We start from the raw sequence: 17,494 nt of genomic DNA, 5'->3' as shown, positions 1-17,494 counted from the left end.
CGCACGCACCACACGGGATGGGGGACGGTCGTTACGTATGTCCAGGGAATTCCAACGCGGCCACAAGGCCAGGATCAGTGACCTGACGGCCGGCACGGATCTGTACGTGGGCGTGCAGATCGCCGGAGCCGGACTCTCCTTCGACATCAGCTGCTTCGGGCTGGACGGGCAGGAGCAGCTCTCGGACGACCGCTACTTCGTCTTCTTCAACCAGCCCGCCTCGCCCGAGGAGTCCCTGCAGCTCCTGGGTGCGCAGGCCGGGGACACCGAGTCCTTCCGGGTGACGCTGGAGCGGGTTCCCGCGCAGGTGCAGCGGCTGTCGTTCACGGCCTCCCTCGACGGGGCCGGGCAGATGTCCGGGATCGGCCCCGGCTACATCCGCCTGGTGGCGGGCGGCCAGGAGGTGGCCCGCTACCCCTTCGACGGCTCGGAGTTCACCACCGAGCGCGCCGTGATGCTGGGCGACATCTACCGGAAGGACGATGTCTGGCGGTTCGCCGCGATCGGCCAGGGGTTCGACGGCGGACTGGACGCGCTGCTCGAGCACTTCGGCGGTGAGGTGCTGGAGGAGCAGGAGGAGGAGCAGAGCGCTCCCGGGGCAGGGGCGGCGCCGGGCTTCGCGCCGCCGGGCGGAGGCGCTCCGCCACAGCCCGCTCCCGGCTTCGCCCCACCGGCGGGTCCCGCGCCCGCATCCCAGGTCCCGCAGGCCGCGGCGCCCGCGGCGGCGCAGGCTCCGCAGCCTCAAGCGGCACCGCAGCAGCCGCAGATGCCGCAGCAGCAGGCGTCGCAACAGCCACAACCTCCTCAGGCGCCGCAGCCACCCCAGCAGCCCCAGTCACCGCCGCCGACCGCTCCGGACATCCACGGCGCCCCGACCGTGGTGGGTCCGCTCCAGCCGCAGCACGGCGGTCCGCCGCCGCCTCCGCCGCAGCAGGGGCCGCCCGGCGGAGCGCAGTTCGCTCCCGGCGGGATGCCGCAGGCACCTCAGGCACCTCAGCCCTACCAGCAGCACCAGCCGCCGCCCCCGCAGCAGCCGGGGCCGCCCGGCGGACAGCAGCTCTCCAACCCGTTCGCACAGCAGCAGCCCGGCGGTTACGGCACACCTCAGGTACCGCAGGGCCCGGCCGCGGGCATCGGTGCGGCGCTGCAGAAGTTCCACGAGGCGCCCGACGGCCAGCGCTGGACCCTGCAGAACCCCTCCCTCGTCCGGGCGGACATCGGCGTCGACGGCCGGCCCGTGCTCGCCAAACAGGGCAGCATGGTGCTCTACCAGGGGAAGGTCGACTTCTCCTACAAGGGGGCCGGCTTCACCGGGCGCGTGGTCGGCAACGCCACCGGCCAGGAGATGCAGCTCATGCGCTGCACCGGCCGCGGCCAGGTCTTCTTCGCCGAGGACGCGGCACACGTCCACCCCGTCGAACTGCAGGGCGACGGGCTGTGCGTCTCGGCCGAGAACGTGCTCGCCTTCGACGAGTCGCTGCACCACGAGGTGCGCCGGATCGAGGGTCACGGCATCCCCGGAGGCGCGCTCTTCACGATGCAGTTCAGCGGAACCGGCACCGTGGTCGTCAAGACCCGCGGCACCCCCGTCGTCCTCCCCGTCACCCCCACCACCTTCGCCGACGCACAGGCGGTCGTGGCGTGGTCGGCGGCGGCACAGGTCATCGTCACCAGCCAGGTGCGGCTGCACCGCAACGCCTATCCGGGGCACAGCGGGGAGACCGTGAACCTCCAGTTCCGCGGGGCACCCGGCAACTTCATCGTCGTCCAGCCGTACGAGGTCTAGGGGGAGCCCGTCATGAACCAGCCGGCACCGCTCGCGGGCTACGCGCCCGCTCCCGTGGCAGCACGCATGGAGAACCACGGCTCGCACATGGTCAAGGTGGCCATGCAGTCGGGCCAGGACCTGTTCGCGCGGCCGGGCTCGATGGTCGCCTACGAGGGCTTCGTGCAGTACGAGGCCAATCCGCCCGCCGTCCGCCAGATGGCCTCCCAGTGGCTGACCGGCGAGCAGAACCCGCTGATGCTCTGCCGGGGCGACGGCCTGCTCTACCTGGCCGACTACGGCGCCGACGTGGTCTGCGTCAACCTCGCCGAGGAGGCGCTGTCGATCAACGGCACCAACCTGCTCGCCTTCGACGCGCACCTCCAGTGGGGCGTGGAGCGGGTCAAGGGGCTCGCCAAGTTCGCCGGGCAGGGGCTGTTCAACGTCTCCGTGCGCGGCACCGGCTGGGCGGCCCTGACCTCGCGCGGCACCCCCGTGGTCGTGGACTGCGGGCGCGGCGAGGACGAGACCTACGTCGACCCGGACGCACTGGTGGCCTGGTCCAGCGGGCTGAAGATGAAGAGCAAGCGCAGCATGAAGGCCGGAGCGCTCATCGGCCGGGGCAGCGGCGAGGCGTACCAGATCGCCTTCTCCGGACAGGGCTTCGTGGTGGTCCAGCCGAGCGAGGACAGCACCGACCGCATCCGGGTCCGGGGCTGAGGGGGAAGGAGAACAGCCGTGCAGAGTTCGCTCTTCGGATACGCCGAGGTCGCCACCGAGGACCGCTACGCGGTGCAGAACCCGCAGTTGCTGCGGGTGCAACTGGGGGGCCACGACGATGTGCTGGCCCGCAAGGGCGCCATGGTCGCCTACCAGGGGCTGCTGGAGTTCGACGCCGAGTACCAGGCGCGCGGCGGGCACCGCGGCCCGGTCCGCGAGCAGGTGCCGCTGATGCGCTGCTCCGGCCAGGGAACGGTCTTCCTGGCCAATCTGGCGCAGTACGTCCACGTGGTGGACGTCGACCGGGACGGACTGACCGTCGACGCGGCCTACGTCCTGGCCATGGACTCCACGCTGCACCACGAGGTGATCTCGGTGGACAGCCAGTTCGGCATCTCCGGCACCGGCGCCTACAACCTCAACATCACCGGGCACGGCAAGGTGGCGCTGATGACCTCAGGACAGCCGCTGCTGCTGAACGTCACCCCGGACACCTACGTCAACGCCGACTCGGACGCGGTCGTCGCCTGGTCCAGCGGGCTGCGGGTGCAGATGCAGGCCCAGACCTCCTCGCAGGGCGTCTGGCGCCGCCGCGGCAGCACCGGTGAGGGCTGGGAGCTCTCGTTCATGGGCCAGGGCTACGCCCTCGTCCAGCCCAGCGAGCTGCTCCCGCCGCAGCACGCGCAGCTCGGCGGCGGGCTGCGCGCCCAGTACGGCATGGGCGCCCAGGGGGCCCGCGGCCACAACCAGGGCAACATCTTCACCAACTGAGCCGGAAGCACCCCGGCTGTTCCTTCCCGGTGCCTCCCGGGGCACCGCGAGCGGGAACAGCCGGGAACCGGCCCCGCCGCGTCCCGGAGGATGCACGCGGAGGCCGGTTCCCGAGGGCCCGGGCCGCCGAAGGCGGTCGGCGGGGCGGCGGCCTCACGGACGATCGGTGCGGAGACGGTGCAGCAGCCGCACCGTGGCACCTCGCCGGACTCTGGCGACGAAGCCGCACAGAGCGGCCACGGCGACGGTGGTGAGCACGGCCTCGGGAGCGTCGAGCACGGTCAGGTTGAAGACCGTGGCACCGGCCAGCAGACCGACGAAGGCCAGCGCCGCTGCCTCGGACAGCAGCGGGACCAGCAGCGCTGCCGCACCGAGCACCTCCAGCGCGCCGACGGTGTACATGAACCAGTCGCCCCAGCCGATCCGGTCGAAGGCGTCGACCGCCGCCTGGGCCTGGAACAGCTTGGGCGCTCCGCTGGCCGTTCCGAAGAAGAGGGCGAGCAGCACGGTGAGGATCTTCGCCGCGAGTTCTCCGCGGCGGCCGGCCCCGTCCTGGCGGACGGTGGCGGCGGACGGGGCGCTGACGGTCTGGGACATCGGGTCTCCTCGGGAAGGTGCGGGCGGCTCTCGAAAGGACAGACCGCGCCGCCCGCCGGAACTCATCGCCCGCACCGGAACTCGTCGGCTCTTTCCGCCGACCGCCGCACCCCGCACCCCGCACCCCGGTACAACGCCCGGGGCCCGCCCCGGCAACGGCCCGCAGCAGTGGTGCACGGCACAATCGGGCCCATGGCACTCTCCCCTTCGGCCCTGCGGCCGCTCGCTGACGACCTGTACCTCTGGAAGCCCCCGCAGCGCGGCTGGGGGCTCGCCAACTGCGGGCTGCTGGCGGCCTCCGACGAGGCCCTGTGGATCGACACCCCGTACGACCGGCCCCTGGCCGAGGCGTTCCTGGCGGAGTCGCAGCGGATACTCGGCGGGCGCGGGATAGCCAGGATCGTGGTCACCCACGCCAACGGCGACCATCTGTGGGGTGCCGAGGTCGTGCCGGGTGCCGAGGTGATCGCCACCCGGGAGGCCCGGCACCACCTCGAACTGGAACCGAGCCCGGAGCAGTTGCGCCGGATGATCGAGTCGGCGGGCGAGGGGTCCCCGGTCGGCAGCTATCTGGCCGAGCACTTCGGGCACTTCGACTGGTCCGGTACCCGGGTCGTGGAACCCGGCACCGTCTTCGAGGGCGAGCTGGAGCTGACGGTCGGCGGCCATCCGGTCCTGCTGACCAGCCTGCCGCCCGCGCACACCACCGGGGACCTGCTCGTGCACCTGCCGGACCACGGCACCGTCTTCACCGGCGACGTCGTCTTCGGTTCGACGCCGGAGGAGCCCGGCGACCACCCGGTGCACTGGGCGGGGCCGCTGGAGAACGTCATCGGGGCCTGCGAGCGGGTGCTGGAGACCGGAGCCGAGACCATCGTCCCCGGCCACGGTCCGGTGCTCGACATCGCCGGGCTGCGCTCCCACATCGACCATCTGGCCGAGCTGCGGGAGCGCGCGCACGCGCTGCACGGCCGCGGGGTGCCGGCCGTCGAGGCGGCCCGCATCATCGCCGGGGAGGGGTTGGGGCCCGAGCTCGGACTGGTGGAACGGCTGGTGGTGACCGTCGGAACCGAGTACCGGCACCTGGACGGCACCGAGCCGGGGCCGCTCGCCGAGGTGCTGCCCGAGATGATCGCCTTCGCCGCCGAGCAGCGCGGCCGCTGAGGGTGCCGGCCCGGTCCGGCGGCAAGGGCGGGGTGCACCGACCGGGCGCGTGCGCGAACCGGCACGGCGAGGGGTGAACCGACACGGCGGGTGAACCGACACGGCGAGGGGTGGGGCACCGGTCGCGGTGCCCCACCCCTCGCCGTACGGCCGGTCGGCTGGGCTCAGCCCTCGACGCCCAGCTTCTCCAGGATCATCTCGCGGGCCCGGCCCGCGTCGGCCTGGCCCCTGGTGGCCTTCATGACGGCGCCGACCAGGGCACCGGCGGCCTGGATCTTGCCGCCGCGCACCTTCTCGGCGATGTCCGGGTTCCCGGCGATGGCCTCGTCGACGGCGGTGCCCAGCGCGCCCTCGTCGGAGACGACCTTGAGACCGCGCTTCTCGACCACCTCGTCCGGACCGCCTTCACCGGCCAGCACGCCCTCGATGGTCTGCCGGGCGAGCTTGTCGTTCAGCGAGCCCTCGGCGACCAGGGCGCAGAGCCGGGCGACCTGCTCGGGGGTGATGGGCAGCGCTGTCAGCTCGGCGCCGTCCTCGTTGGCGCGGCGGGCGAGCTCCCCCATCCACCACTTGCGGGCCTGGTCGGCGGGGGCGCCGGCGTCCACGGTGGCGACGATCGGGTCGACGGCGCCCGCGTTGAGCACCGACTGCATCTCGTGCTCGGAGATGCCCCACTCCTCGCGCAGCCGCATCCGCCGCACCCGGGGCAGCTCCGGCAGGGTGCCGCGCAGCTCCTCCACCCACTCGCGGGCAGGTGCGACGGGCACCAGGTCGGGCTCGGGGAAGTAGCGGTAGTCCTCCGCCTCCTCCTTGACCCGGCCCGAGGTGGTGGACCCGTCCTCCTCGTGGAAGTGCCGGGTCTCCTGGATGATGGTGCCGCCGGAGGAGAGCACGGCGGCGTGCCGCTGGATCTCGAACCGGGCGGCGCGCTCGACGCTGCGCAGCGAGTTGACGTTCTTCGTCTCGCTGCGGGTGCCGAACTTCTCGGCGCCCTTGGGACGGAGCGAGAGGTTGACGTCGCAGCGCATCTGGCCCATCTCCATCCGGGCCTCGGAGACACCGAGCGCCTTGATGAGTTCGCGCAGCTCGGCGACGTACGCCTTGGCGACCTCCGGCGCCCGCTCGCCCGCGCCCTGGATGGGCTTGGTGACGATCTCGATCAGCGGGATGCCGGCGCGGTTGTAGTCGAGCAGCGAGTGCGAGGCGCCGTGGATACGCCCGGTGGCCCCGCCCACGTGGGTGGACTTGCCGGTGTCCTCCTCCATGTGGGCGCGCTCGATCTCCACGCGGAAGACCTCGCCGTCCTCCAGTTGGACGTCCAGATAGCCGTCGAAGGCGATCGGCTCGTCGTACTGCGAGGTCTGGAAGTTCTTCGGCATGTCCGGATAGAAGTAGTTCTTCCGGGCGAAGCGGCACCAGTCGGCGATCCGGCAGTTCAGCGCGAGGCCGATCCGGACGGCGGACTCCACGCCCACCTTGTTGACGACGGGCAGCGCGCCGGGCAGTCCCAGGCAGGTCGGGCAGACCTGGCTGTTCGCCTCGGCTCCCAGCTCGGTCGAGCAGCCGCAGAACATCTTGGTCCTGGTGCCGAGCTCGACGTGGACCTCGAGGCCCATGACGGGGTCGTAGGAGGCCAGCGCCTCGTCGTACGACACCAGTTCGGTGACGGTCACGGAAAACGTACCTTTCTCTCCCGCGTCAGTCGTCGAGGATGTCGTCGACGACGTCGAGTCGGCGCAGCTCGCGCACCAGCAGCACGACGCCGGTGACGATGCCGGCCGCGGAGACCGCCACATCGACGAGCTGCAGCATGTCCCCCTCCTGCTTCGCCTCCTTGGCGCGCTTGACGGTGCCGGGGACACCGATCAGCGACGTGGCGATGGAGAAGTACAGCCCGGTCCTGGACTTCTTGAAACCCTTGGCCTTCTGCAGCTTCGAACTCACAGCGACGGTGCCTCCTCTAGCAGCGGGTGCCCCCAACGTGCCTGGAAGGCGGCCTCCAGGGCCGCACCGACACGGTAGAGCCTGTCATCGGCCATGGCGGGGGCGACGATCTGCAGCCCCACCGGGAGCCCGTCCTCCGGCGCGAGCCCGCACGGGATGGACATGGCGGAGTTGCCCGCCAGGTTGGACGGGAGTGTGCAGACGTCGGCGAGGTACATCGCCATCGGGTCGTCGACGCGTTCGCCGATCGGCCAGGCGGTGGTGGGGGATGTCGGCGAGACCACCACGTCCACCTGCTCGAACGCCTTCTCGAAATCGCGGGTGATCAGGGTGCGGACCTTCTGCGCCGAGCCGTAGTAGGCGTCGTAGTAGCCGGAGCTGAGCGCGTAGGTGCCGAGCATGACGCGGCGCTTGACCTCGTCGCCGAAGCCCTCCTCCCGGGTCAGTGCGGTGACCTCCTCCGCCGAGTGGCTGCCGTCGTCGCCGCTGCGCAGGCCGTAGCGCATGGCGTCGAACCGGGCCAGGTTGGAGGAGCACTCGGACGGGGCGATCAGGTAGTAGGCCGCCAGCGCCTTGGTGAACGAGGGGCAGGACAGCTCCACGATCTCCGCACCCAGCTCGCGCAGCAGTTCGACGGACTCGTCGAAGCGCTGCATCACGCCGTCCTGGTAGCCCTCGCCGCGGAACTCCTTGACGACGCCGACGCGCATCCCGCTCGCCGAGCCGTTGCGGGCCGCCGCCACGATGTCCGGGACCGGCTGCGCGATGGAGGTCGAGTCCCGCTCGTCGTGGCCCGCGATGACGCTGTGCAGCAGCGCCGCGTCCAGCACCGTACGGGCGCAGGGACCGCCCTGGTCCAGGGACGAGGAGAAGGCGATCATCCCGTACCGGGAGACCCCGCCGTAGGTGGGCTTGACGCCGACCGTGCCGGTCACGGCGGCGGGCTGGCGGATCGAGCCGCCGGTGTCCGTGCCGATGGCCAGCGGCGCCATGTGCGCGGCGAGCGAGGCGGCCGAGCCGCCGCCGGAACCGCCGGGGATCCGGGTGAGGTCCCAGGGGTTGGCGGTCGGGCCGTAGGCACTGCTCTCGGTGGAGGACCCCATGGCGAACTCGTCCATGTTGGTCTTGCCGAGGATGACGACGTCGGCGTCCTTGAGGCGCTTGGTGACCGTCGCGTCGTAGGGCGGGATCCAGCCCTCCAGGATCTTCGACCCCGCGGTGGTCGGCACCCCCTCGGTGGTGAACAGGTCCTTCAGCGCCAGCGGGACGCCGGCCAGCGGGCCCAGCTTCTCGCCGCGCTCCCGCTTGGCGTCGACCTCGCGGGCCTGGGCGAGCGCCCCCTCGCGGTCCACGTGCAGGAAGGCGTTCACCTTCTCGTCCACGGCGCCGATCCGGGCCAGATGGGCCTCGGTCGCCTCGACGGCGGTGACCTCGCCGCTCGCGATCCGCGCCGCCAGCTCGGCGGCCGTCAGCCTGATCAGTTCCTCTGACATCCCGGTCACTCCTCCCCCAGGATCTGCGGCACCTTGAATCGCTGCTGCTCCTGCGCGGGGGCTCCGGAGAGCGCCTGCTGCGGGGTCAGCGACGGACGGACCTCGTCCGGCCGCATGACGTTGGTGAGCGGGAGCGGGTGGGAGGTCGGTGGTACGGCGGCGTCGTCGGCGACAGCGGAGACTGCGGCCACCGCGCCGATGATGTCGTCGAGCTGTCCGGCGAAGTGGTCGAGCTCTTCGTCCTTCAGCTCCAGGCGCGCCAGCTTCGCGAGGTGGGCGACCTCCTCGCGCGAGATGCCAGGCATGCAGCGGTCCTCTGGGTGAGTGTCGGATTGTCCGCCCCAATCCTATGGGGCGCTCCGGACTGCCGGGGAACGGCTTTCCCACTCGGGGCCTCCAGCGGTGGAGGTACGGCCGCTCGGGCGCCCCGGCGCGCGTCGTCGCTGGTCAGCGAGCCGGAAAGATGTACCGTTTACCCGAATTGCGTACCTTTGAGACCCGGGTCACCATGGAAGCCGTCCCCAACGAAAAAGGAGTGATCTTATGCCTATGGATCGCACCGCCCAGCCCGAGACCGCAGCCCTCGCCGCCGAGGTGGAAGGTCTGATGAGCGCCCCGGAGCCGGACGGCGTCTTCCGTGACACCCGGGAGTGCGGTGGTGGGCTGCTCCTCGCCGCGCTGCTGCTGATCTCTCCCCCGACCCCCCGTCCCAAGACGGAGACCAAGTAGGGGGTCGCCTTGACGGAACAGGCACAGGGAGCAGCCGCGTTGAACGCGGTCATCGCTGATGCCGCATCCGGGATCGCCCTCGCCCTCCGCGGCGAGGGCGATCCGTATGCGCTCACCAGGACCCTGCCCCAGGAAGACGCGCTCTCCCCCGCCGCGGTCCGGGTGCTGGGGGCCGACGCCCTCGCCCCGTACGCGCTGGACGGCGGCCGCGGAGCCGACGGCGCCGGGAGCGCGGACGCGGCCATGGTGCGGCAGGCGCTCACCGCCTTCCCGCCCGGCGACGACCCCGCGGCCGTCTCCACCTGGAGCTACCGCGGACTGGTCGAGGCCACCCGCGCGCTGCTGCCCGCCCACGCCGCACAGTTGCCGCCCGCGCCCGACCCGGCGGACGACTGGCTGGACACCGAACCCTGGCCCCGGCTCTCGCACCGGGTCTCCCAGCTCGCCTCGCTCGCGCTGCCCGGACTCGCCGGCGCCCTCACCGACCGGCTGTCGGGCCGGACCGAGGACCTGGCGCGCGGATTCGTGCGCGCGGTGCGCCGCCGCGACTGGCAGCAGGCCGCCGGGCTCGGCAGATGGCTGGCCAGACTGCCGCAGACTCCGCCCTCGCTCGGGCTGGACAGCGGGCTGCGCTTCGTGCAGCAGATGAGCGGCGACCCGCGGGCCGCCGTGCACCTCACCGCCGCGCGGACCTTCTTCGGACGGGGCCGGTGACCACCGCCCGCGCGGCACCCGCGGGACCGCGCGCCCACCCCGGCGCGGACCTCCTCGACACCCTCGTCGCCGAGGGCCTGGACTGGGTGGAGCGGCACCGCGCGCACTTCCGGCTGCCGCCGGACGTGGCCACCACCGCCGATCCCAATCTGACCCTCAAACCGCTCGGTGAACTCGCCGAGCTCTCGGCCCTGATCGCGGAACTCCATCCGCGGCCGGAGCTCCGCGCCCGGGCGCGGCGGCTGCTCGCGCACGCCTGGCAGGAGGCCCGGCAGGGCGAGCTGTTCGCGGAGCTCGTACGGGGCGAGCCGCAGGCGACCTACCCGGTGGAGCTGTACGGCAGCTTCGCCCGGGCCGGGCTGCGCGACGCCGCCGTGGAGGAGCTGGTTCGGACCACGACCGGGCTGCGCGGCTGGCAACTGGCCCGCGAGGACCACACCCGCACCCTGGCCGTGCTCAACGCCGAGGCCCGGATCGGGCTGCCGCACCACACGGACTTCGGCGCCGCACTGGCGCACACCTGGCTCGGGCGGCGGCCCGAGCCCTGGTTCCTGGAGTGCCGGACGGCCTACGGCCTCACCCACGACGTCTTCCACCTCACCGACTGGGGCCGCGCCCCCTCCCGGCTCTCCCCCGCCGCGGCCGAGTACCTGCGACTGTGGCTCCCGGCATGGCTGGGCAGTTGGCTGGAGGAGCGGCTGTGGGACCTGGCCGGAGAACTCCTCGCCGTCGCCGCCTGCCTGCCGGGCGCCGTGTTCGACGCGGCGGCCTGGCAGCGGCTGGCCGCGGCACGCACCGCCGACGGCGCGCTGCCCGAGCGGGACGACCCGCCGCCGCCCGGCACCGGCGCCGCCGAGTGCTTCACCGCCTGCTACCACTCCACCCTCGTGCTGGCGTTCGCCGGCACCCTGGCCCGGACCGCGACCCTGGACAGCGAGGCCCCCGGATGACCACGACCGCTCCCGCACCCGCCCCTCCCGCCCTGTTGCACGGCGTCGGCGACCGCGCGCTGGCCTGGCTCGACGCCAACCGCGACCACTTCCGGCTCACGGAGGCGGACCGGGCGCGCGGTGACGCGCTGATGGAGCGCCTCAAGCCGATCGGCGAGCTGGCCATCAACATGCGGATGCTCTCCCGGGAGGGTGTGGCGGGCGGCCGCCAGCGGGAGCGGGCCACCTCGCTGCTGGACTTCGCCTGGCGGGAGCTGCTGGACGGCGGCAATGTCCTGGCCAAGCTCCAGCAGGACGAGCCCTTCTCCCCGGTGCCGCTGGAGATCTACGCCGTCTTCCACGAGCTGGGCCACCGGCACCCCGGGCTGGAGGCCGCGCTGCGCGCCCCGCGCGCCACCCGCGCCTGGCAGGCGCTGGAGATGGTCCCCAACCGGCGGCTCGGTGTCCTCAACGCGGAGCGCCGGATGGGTCTGGAGCCGAGCGGCGACTTCGCCGAGACGCTCGCGACCACCGTGCTGGGCCGGCAGCCGGAGCCGTGGGCGGTGCAGTTGCACATCGCCTACGACATCACCCACACCGTCTTCCACCTGACCAACTGGGGTGAACAGCCCGAGGGCATCCCCGAGGAGCTGGCCCGCTATCTGGAGCTGTATCTGCCGGCCTGGGCGGCGGACTGGGCCGAGCTGGAGCACTGGGACCTGCTGGGCGAACTCTTCATCGTCGACGCCTGCCTGCCACGCGCCGCGCTGGACGGGGCGCTCTGGGAGCGGTACGCGGCGGCGCAGTCGCCCACGGGTGCGATGCCGGTGTGCGGACCGATGCCGGAGGGCGACCCGTCCGACGTCTTCGACCTGGTCCACCATCCCACGCTGGTCTCCGCGTTCGCCTCCGCGATGGCCACCTCCCGCGCCCTGTCGGGCGGCGGCGCGTGAGCCCGGCCGGCTCCCGGACCGCGCCGGCCGAGCCGCGGGTGAACATCTGCGGCTCCGAGGCCGCGCTCACCGACCGCCTCGCGCGCGAGGCAGCCCGCGTGGACGCCCCGGACGTGGTCCTCGGCGTCACCCGGCACGGCCGGCGCACCGTGGTGACCGGCGGCCGGGCGCAGCCGCCGGCCACTCCGCGTGAGGCACTGCGCTACGAACTGGGCTCGCTCTCCAAGACCTACACCGTACTGCTGCTGGCGACGCTGGCCGGCGAGGGCGTGCTGCACCAGGACGATCCGCTCACCGCCCACCTGCCGCCCGCCGTCCGGCCCGCCCACAGCACAGCCCACCGCATCACGCTGCGCCACCTGGCCACGCACACCTCCGGGCTGCCCCGCGTCCCGCACGCGCTCGTTCCGGGCGCGCTGCTGCGGCCGCACAGCAACGGCTACGCCCGCTTCGGCACCGAGCGGCTGCTGCGCAGCTTCGCCGCCACCCGGCCGCGGCATCCGGCGGGCCGCCGGTGGATCTACTCCAACTTCGGGATCGCGCTGCTGGGCCCCGCCCTCTCCCACGCGGGCGGCGGCAGCTTCCCCGCACTGCTGGGCACCCGGGTGCTGCGGCCGCTCGGACTGACCGGCACCACGCTGGGCCCTGGCCCCGCGGGCGCGGACGCGGTCGGGCACCGGAGGGACGGCCGCACTCCCGTTCCCGCAGCCGACATGGGCGGGTTCGGTGCGGCGGGCGCCGTCCGGGCCACCCCGCACGATCTGCTCGGCTTCCTGGAGGCCCACCTCGACCCCGCGGGCACGCCGCTGAGCGGCCCGCTGCGCGCGGTGCAGCAGCCCCAGTTGCACCGGGGCGGGGAACGCGGTGAGACCCACACCCTGACCTGGTTCCAGCACCCCGCGCCGGGCGGGCCGCTCCTCTTCCACGCCGGTGCGACCTTCGGGCAGCAGGCGTTCTGCGGCTTCCACCCGGCGTCCGGCACCGGCCTGACGGCCGTGGCCACCCGCCGCTACCGCGGCTGCCGACTGGTGCCGACCGCCTACGACCTGCTGTACGCGCTGGTGGAGGAGGCCGCGGCGGGGTGACCCGGGCCGCGGCGGCAGGGCGCCCCGACCGTCGTCGGGGTCGGCCGGGCCCGGCGGCGGTTGCGCGCACCGTGGCGGTGTCCGCGCAGGCACCGCGCCACCGGATGCCCGCGGACTCCCGTCACGGAGTGCGCGCGGGCGGTGGGGAGGGCAGGGAGCGGTCCGCCGGGATCTCCCGGGCCCGCAGCCAGGCCGTCGTCTCGCCGGGCGGCATGGCCGCGGCCACCAGCCACCCCTGCACCGCGTCACAGCCCAGATCCCGCAGCCGCTCCCAGGTCTCGTCGTCCTCCACGCCCTCGGCGACCACCAACAGCCCCAGGGAGTGCGCCAGATCGACGGTGCACCGCACGATCTCCGCGTCCTCCGTGTCCACCGCCAGCCGGGCCACGAACGAGCGGTCGATCTTCAACTCGCTCACCGGCAGCCGCCGCAGATGCACCAGCGAGGAGTAGCCGGTCCCGAAGTCGTCCAGCGACATCTTCACGCCGTGCCCGGTCAGCCCCGCCAAGGTGTCGGCCGCCTGCTGCGGGTCCTCCAGCAGCACATGCTCGGTGATCTCCAACTGCAGCGCTCCGGGCGGCACTCCGTGCCGGGCCAGCCGCGCCGCGACGGCCCCGGCGAAACCGGGCGAGTGCACATCGCGCGGCGAGACGTTGACCGCCACCGGCACCGTCAGCCCGTCCCGGCGCCAGACCGCCACCTGGGCGAGCGCGGTCTCCAGCACGTACTCGGTCAGCCGCGGCATCAGGCCCGAGGTCTCGGCGATGGCGATGAACTCGTCCGGAGGGACCCGGCCCCGCTCGGGGTGCACCCACCGCACCAGCGCCTCCAGCCCGGAGACGGTGCCGTCGAACCCGACCTTGGGCTGGTAGTGCAGTTCGACCTCGCCCGCGTCCAGCGCGCGCCGCAGATCGGCCAGCAGGCCCAGCCGGTCGGGGGTGTTGCCGTCGCGGGTGGCTTCGTAGACCTCCACGGCGGTGCGGTCGCGTTTGGCCTCGTACATCGCCACGTCTGCGCGGCGCAGCAACCCCTCCGCCTCGGTGGCGTGTTCGGGGAAGACCGCGACCCCGGCGCTGGCTTCCAGCACCAGCGTGAGCCCGTCCAGATCGAGGGGGGAGCTGAGCGCGGAGACCAGGCCCCGGGCGATCCGCTGGGCGCTGGTGGTGGAGTCGGCGACGGGCAGCAGGACGGCGAACTCGTCCCCGCCCAGCCGGGCCGCCTCGGCACCGCGCGGCAGGGCGGCACGCAGCCGATCGGCGATCTGCAGCAGCAGCCGGTCGCCCGCGAGATGGCCGAGGGTGTCGTTGACGGAGCGGAAGCGGTCGAGGTCGATGAGGACCAGCGCGGCGCGTTCGGCGGTGCGTTCGGCCTCGTCCAGGGCGGCCCAGGCGCGCTCCAGCAGCCACAGCCGGTTCGGCAGGCCGGTCAGCGGGTCGCGCAACTGCTCCTCGGCGCGGGCCCGCGCGATGCGCAAGGTGGAGTCGAGTGCGATCAGCGGGACGGCGAACAGCGGCAGGAGCGGCGACTTGTGCACCGCGACGACGACGATGAGCGGCGCGATGCCCAGCAGCGCGACGGCGATCAGCCCCTGCCGCACCACTGCGGTGCGCAGCGCCGAGGGCAGTCCGCGGGTGCGCGGGGCGAAGCAGAACCACTGCAGCCCCCGGGTGGTCAGCAGATACCCGGCGGCCGCCAGCGGGATCACAGCTCCGGCGGCCGGCGACCAGTCGTCGGGCTGCCACGGGTCCTCGACCGAGGGGTGCACGCCGCACAGGGCGAGGGCGAGCCCTGCGGCGGCGATGCCGAGGATGTCGATGGCCCCGTGCACGAACGCCTGCCGCCAGCGGTGCCGTCGCGCCCCACCGACCAGCACCACGACCGCGAGGCTGACCAGCAGCGCGGGGACCCAGCCGTACAGCAGCAGGACGGCGAGGGTCAGCGCCGGGCCCGAACCGGTGCCGCTCCACCAGCGGTCCCGGCTCATGGTGACCAGATGCGCCACCACACAGCCGGTGAGGACCGCGAACGACCAACCGGGCGTGCCGTCCGGGAAGAGCATGCCGCCCCGCCACAGCACCCGGGCGGCGCCCGCGGCCAGCGCGAGCGCCGCGGCGGCCACCGCCAGGGCGGGCAGCAGCGGAGGGCGGAGCGCCACGAGCCGCTGGAGCCACGGCGCTTCCTCCCCGCCGCCCGCACCGGCCTCCGGTCCGCTGCCCGCGCCGCCGCGGGCTGCCGGGTCCCGGCTCTCCGTCGCACCCCCGGAGCTGCCCGCCCCGGCGTCTCGCCCCGCCCTGCCCCGGGTGCCGTCCGAGGGCAGGCGGGAGAACGGGGGCCTGGATCCCCCGGAGAAATCCAGCATCCTGGTCCCTCTCGCAGCCGTCCACGCCTGCCCCTCGCCACGACAGGCGTCTGTGTCAACAGTAGGCCGCTGCCTGGGAAGAGGGGCAGCGATCGGCCGCTCTTGCCCTGAATGCGTCTACGCGGTGCGTGCCCGACCGGAGCGCGTCCCGCGGACGGCGGGGGCGGACGCCGGAGTTCCGCGCACGTGAGGGGCGAGGCGGAGGTGGCCGGATGTGGCCTGTGCGTGAACGGCGCGGCAGGGGCGGTGCGTTGGGGAATGTCCCGGACTCACCCCTGGTGGCCCGCTCCGCCGTCAGACGTCCGCTTCCTCCTCCTCCCCAGTCGCCAGCGCCGCCGCACGGGCCGCTTCCGGCCCCTCGGCCAACAGCACGGCGAGCCCGTCGTCGTCCAGAATCGGCACCTTCGCCGCCACCGCCTTGTCGTATTTCGAGCCAGGGTTCTCGCCCACGACGACGAAGTCGGTCTTCTTCGACACCGATCCGGTGACCTTGGCCCCCTGCTCCTGCAGCGCGGCCTTGGCCCCGTCCCGGGTGTAGGAGGCGAGGGTGCCGGTGACGACCGTGGTCAGCCCCGCCAGCGGACGCGGACCCTCGTCCCCCGCGGCCTCCGCCTCCATCCGGACTCCGGCGGCTCTCCACCGCTGCACGATCTCGCGGTGCCAGTCCTCGGCGAACCACGCCTTGAGGGAGGCGGCGATGGTGGGGCCCACCCCCTCGGTGGCGGCCAGCTCCTCCTCCTCGGCCGCGGCGATCCGGTCCAGCGAGCGGAACTCGCGGGCCAGCGCCTCGGCGGCGACCGGGCCGACGTGCCGGATGGAGAGCCCGGTGATGATCCGGGCGAGCGGGCGCTCCTTGGCCGCCCGGATGTTCTCCAGCATCGCCAGGGTGTTCTTGCGCGGCTCGCCCTGCTTGTTGGCGAACAGGGTGACCGTCTTGTCCTCGCCGGTCGCGGGGTCCCGTTTGGGCAGCCCGCTGTCCGGGTCGAGGACGTACGCCACGATGGGCAGCAGGTCCTCCACCGTCAGGTCGAAGAGTCCGCCCTCGTCGCGCAGCGGCGGCTGCGCGGGCTCCAGCGGCTGGGTCAGCGCGCTGGCGACCACGTAGCCGAAGTGCTCGATGTCCAGCGCCTTGCGGCCCGCCAGGTAGAACAGCCGCTCACGCAACTGGGCCGGACACGAGCGGGCGTTGGGGCAGCGCAGATCGACATCGCCCTCCTTCATGGGCTGGAGAGTCCATCCGCACTCGGGGCACTCGGCGGGCATCACGAACTCCCGCTCGGTGCCGTCGCGCAGGTCGGCGACCGGCCCCAGGATCTCGGGGATCACGTCGCCCGCCTTGCGCAGCACGACCGTGTCGCCGATGAGCACACCCTTGGCCTTGACCACGTCCTGGTTGTGCAGCGTCGCGAACTCCACCTCGGAACCGGCCACCGTGATCGGCTCCACCACCGCGTACGGCGTGACCCGGCCGGTGCGGCCCACACCGACGCGGATGTCGACCAGCTTGGTGTTGACCTCCTCGGGCGCGTACTTCCACGCGATGGCCCAGCGCGGCGCGCGCGAGGTGGCCCCCAGCCGGCCCTGCAGGCGGATCTCGTCCAGCTTGACGACGACGCCGTCGATCTCGTGCTCCACCGAGTGCCGGTGCTCGCCGTAGTGGGCGATGAAGCGGCGTACGCCTGCCAGCCCGTCCACCACCTCGGCGTGTGCCGAGGTCGGCAGGCCCCATTCGCGCAGCAGGTGGTAGACGTTCGAGAGGCGGGCGAAGTCCTCCTTGGCGAAGCCCTCCAGGGCGCCGATCCCGTGCACCACCATGTGCAGCGGGCGGGTGGCCGTCACCCGCGGGTCCTTCTGGCGCAGCGAGCCGGCCGCCGCGTTGCGCGGGTTCGCGAAGGGCTTCTCACCCGCCGCGACCAGCCGGGCGTTCAACTCCTCGAAGCGCTCCATGGGGAAGAACACCTCGCCGCGCACCTCGACCAGCTCCGGCAGCCCCTCGCCGGTCAGCCGCTCGGGGATGTCGGAGATCGTCCGCACATTGGGGGTGATGTCCTCGCCCGTGCGGCCGTCCCCGCGGGTCGCCGCGCGGACCAGCCGGCCGTGCTCGTAGGTGAGGTTCACCGCGAGGCCGTCGACCTTCAGCTCGCACAGGAAGTGGTAGTCCACCCCTTCCAGCTCGCGGGCCACGCGGTCGGCCCACTCGCCCAGTTCCTCGTCGTCGAAGGCGTTGTCCAGCGAGAGCATCCGCTCCCGGTGGGCGACCTCCGTGAACTC

At 73.2% G+C, this 17,494-nt stretch carries 16 protein-coding genes; 9 read left to right on the top strand and 7 right to left on the bottom strand.

The genetic code is table 11. The annotated features are described in order from the left end of the window. The first annotated feature begins 37 nt into the window (after positions 1-37). The 3 genes from BMX65_RS23980 to BMX65_RS23970 are packed head-to-tail and all read left to right on the top strand — an operon-like array spanning position 38 to position 3,256. Positions 38-1,786, top strand: coding sequence for a TerD family protein (locus BMX65_RS23980; RefSeq protein WP_075002443.1), 1,749 nt, complete (start codon positions 38-40; stop codon positions 1,784-1,786). Positions 1,787-1,798: 12 nt separating this feature from the next. Next, the gene (locus BMX65_RS23975; RefSeq protein WP_075002442.1) at positions 1,799-2,485 is read left to right on the top strand and encodes an AIM24 family protein; all 687 of its coding nucleotides are present in this window, start codon (positions 1,799-1,801) and stop codon (positions 2,483-2,485) included. Between the two features lie 18 nt (positions 2,486-2,503). Then, positions 2,504-3,256, top strand: a complete 753-nt coding sequence (locus BMX65_RS23970) for an AIM24 family protein (protein WP_075002441.1) — start codon at positions 2,504-2,506, stop codon at positions 3,254-3,256. Between the two features lie 153 nt (positions 3,257-3,409). Here BMX65_RS23970 and BMX65_RS23965 read toward each other — a convergent pair whose 3' ends face one another. Beyond that, positions 3,410-3,853 carry a DoxX family protein gene (locus BMX65_RS23965; RefSeq protein WP_075002440.1) on the bottom strand — a complete coding sequence of 148 codons (444 nt, stop codon included), beginning with the start codon at positions 3,851-3,853 and terminating at the stop codon, positions 3,410-3,412. A gap of 192 nt (positions 3,854-4,045) precedes the next feature. Here BMX65_RS23965 and BMX65_RS23960 point away from each other — a divergent pair, with 192 nt between their 5' ends. Continuing rightward, the gene (locus BMX65_RS23960) at positions 4,046-5,017 is read left to right on the top strand and encodes an MBL fold metallo-hydrolase (RefSeq protein ID WP_075002439.1); all 972 of its coding nucleotides are present in this window, start codon (positions 4,046-4,048) and stop codon (positions 5,015-5,017) included. A 164-nt stretch (positions 5,018-5,181) separates the two neighbouring features. Here the strand turns inward: BMX65_RS23960 and gatB are convergent, their stop codons facing one another. The 4 genes from gatB to gatC are packed head-to-tail and all read right to left on the bottom strand — an operon-like array spanning position 5,182 to position 8,759. Further along, a complete protein-coding gene (gatB, locus tag BMX65_RS23955; RefSeq protein ID WP_075002438.1) occupies positions 5,182-6,690 on the bottom strand; it encodes an Asp-tRNA(Asn)/Glu-tRNA(Gln) amidotransferase subunit GatB in 1,509 nt (502 codons plus the stop codon). 25 nt (positions 6,691-6,715) lie between these two features. Next, positions 6,716-6,961, bottom strand: a complete 246-nt coding sequence (locus BMX65_RS23950) for a hypothetical protein (RefSeq protein WP_075002437.1) — start codon at positions 6,959-6,961, stop codon at positions 6,716-6,718. Beyond that, a complete protein-coding gene (gene gatA / locus BMX65_RS23945; RefSeq protein ID WP_075002436.1) occupies positions 6,958-8,454 on the bottom strand; it encodes an Asp-tRNA(Asn)/Glu-tRNA(Gln) amidotransferase subunit GatA in 1,497 nt (498 codons plus the stop codon). Before gatA ends, BMX65_RS23950 begins: the two co-directional genes overlap by 4 nt. Before the next feature lie 5 nt (positions 8,455-8,459). After that, complete coding sequence (gene gatC / locus BMX65_RS23940) at positions 8,460-8,759, bottom strand: Asp-tRNA(Asn)/Glu-tRNA(Gln) amidotransferase subunit GatC (RefSeq protein ID WP_075002435.1); 300 nt, start codon at positions 8,757-8,759, stop codon at positions 8,460-8,462. A gap of 238 nt (positions 8,760-8,997) precedes the next feature. On the opposite strand from gatC, the gene BMX65_RS23935 reads away from it, so the two are divergent. The 5 genes from BMX65_RS23935 to BMX65_RS23915 are packed head-to-tail and all read left to right on the top strand — an operon-like array spanning position 8,998 to position 12,864. After that, positions 8,998-9,183, top strand: a complete 186-nt coding sequence (locus BMX65_RS23935) for a hypothetical protein (RefSeq protein ID WP_026004529.1) — start codon at positions 8,998-9,000, stop codon at positions 9,181-9,183. 9 nt (positions 9,184-9,192) lie between these two features. After that, positions 9,193-9,897 carry a hypothetical protein gene (locus tag BMX65_RS23930; protein ID WP_239502225.1) on the top strand — a complete coding sequence of 235 codons (705 nt, stop codon included), beginning with the start codon at positions 9,193-9,195 and terminating at the stop codon, positions 9,895-9,897. Then, complete coding sequence (locus tag BMX65_RS23925) at positions 9,894-10,847, top strand: DUF6895 family protein (RefSeq protein ID WP_075002433.1); 954 nt, start codon at positions 9,894-9,896, stop codon at positions 10,845-10,847. Before BMX65_RS23930 ends, BMX65_RS23925 begins: the two co-directional genes overlap by 4 nt. Then, on the top strand, positions 10,844-11,779 hold the full coding sequence (locus tag BMX65_RS23920) for a DUF6895 family protein (RefSeq protein WP_075002432.1): 936 nt from the start codon (positions 10,844-10,846) through the stop codon (positions 11,777-11,779). Before BMX65_RS23925 ends, BMX65_RS23920 begins: the two co-directional genes overlap by 4 nt. Beyond that, a complete protein-coding gene (locus BMX65_RS23915; RefSeq protein WP_079172050.1) occupies positions 11,776-12,864 on the top strand; it encodes a serine hydrolase domain-containing protein in 1,089 nt (362 codons plus the stop codon). The genes BMX65_RS23920 and BMX65_RS23915 overlap by 4 nt, the downstream gene beginning before the upstream one ends. A gap of 121 nt (positions 12,865-12,985) precedes the next feature. On the opposite strand, the gene BMX65_RS23910 is transcribed toward BMX65_RS23915, so the two are convergent. Both BMX65_RS23910 and ligA read right to left on the bottom strand, forming a co-directional pair. Beyond that, positions 12,986-15,223: a putative bifunctional diguanylate cyclase/phosphodiesterase gene (locus BMX65_RS23910; protein ID WP_239502226.1), complete on the bottom strand. Its 2,238-nt coding sequence runs from the start codon at positions 15,221-15,223 to the stop codon at positions 12,986-12,988. Positions 15,224-15,517: 294 nt separating this feature from the next. Next, a partial coding sequence (gene ligA / locus BMX65_RS23905) for an NAD-dependent DNA ligase LigA (protein WP_075002431.1) occupies positions 15,518-17,494 on the bottom strand: 1,977 nt, incomplete at its 5' end.

Source organism: Streptomyces qinglanensis, assembly GCF_900111245.1.
In the GTDB taxonomy this organism is placed as follows: domain Bacteria; phylum Actinomycetota; class Actinomycetes; order Streptomycetales; family Streptomycetaceae; genus Streptomyces; species Streptomyces qinglanensis.
The sequence above is the reverse complement of the archived record's forward strand: the minus strand, read 5'-3'. Positions and strand labels throughout refer to the sequence as shown.